We start from the raw sequence: 1,002 nt of genomic DNA, 5'->3' as shown, positions 1-1,002 counted from the left end.
CACACAGGCTGTGAACTCGAAGAGTAGGGCGGGACACGTGGTATCCTGTCTGAATATGGGGGGACCATCCTCCAAGGCTAAATACTCCTGACTGACCGATAGTGAACCAGTACCGTGAGGGAAAGGCGAAAAGAACCCCGGCGAGGGGAGTGAAAAAGAACCTGAAACCGTGTACGTACAAGCAGTGGGAGCACCTTCGTGGTGTGACTGCGTACCTTTTGTATAATGGGTCAGCGACTTATATTCTGTAGCAAGGTTAACCGTATAGGGGAGCCGAAGGGAAACCGAGTCTTAACTGGGCGTTAAGTTGCAGGGTATAGACCCGAAACCCGGTGATCTAGCCATGGGCAGGTTGAAGGTTGGGTAACACTAACTGGAGGACCGAACCGACTAATGTTGAAAAATTAGCGGATGACTTGTGGCTGGGGGTGAAAGGCCAATCAAACCGGGAGATAGCTGGTTCTCCCCGAAAGCTATTTAGGTAGCGCCTCGTGAACTCATCTTCGGGGGTAGAGCACTGTTTCGGCTAGGGGGCCATCCCGGCTTACCAACCCGATGCAAACTACGAATACCGAAGAATGTTATCACGGGAGACACACGGCGGGTGCTAACGTCCGTCGTGAAGAGGGAAACAACCCAGACCGCCAGCTAAGGTCCCAAAGTCATGGTTAAGTGGGAAACGATGTGGGAAGGCACAGACAGCCAGGATGTTGGCTTAGAAGCAGCCATCATTTAAAGAAAGCGTAATAGCTCACTGGTCGAGTCGGCCTGCGCGGAAGATGTAACGGGGCTAAACCATGCACCGAAGCTGCGGCAGCGACACTTAGGTGTTGTTGGGTAGGGGAGCGTTCTGTAAGCCGTTGAAGGTGGCCTGTGAGGGTTGCTGGAGGTATCAGAAGTGCGAATGCTGACATAAGTAACGATAAAGCGGGTGAAAAGCCCGCTCGCCGGAAGACCAAGGGTTCCTGTCCAACGTTAATCGGGGCAGGGTGAGTCGACCCC

Annotated in this window: 1 rRNA gene; it reads left to right on the top strand. The window is 53.4% G+C overall.

The window, feature by feature from the left end:
• Positions 1-1,002, top strand: a 23S ribosomal RNA gene (locus ACJBF3_RS26060); the annotation flags it as partial.

Origin of the sequence: Enterobacter sp. PP-008-ECC_S150 (assembly GCF_045257065.1) — a bacterium.
GTDB lineage: Bacteria > Pseudomonadota > Gammaproteobacteria > Enterobacterales > Enterobacteriaceae > Enterobacter > Enterobacter chengduensis.
This window is presented reverse-complemented; position numbering and strand designations above follow the sequence as displayed.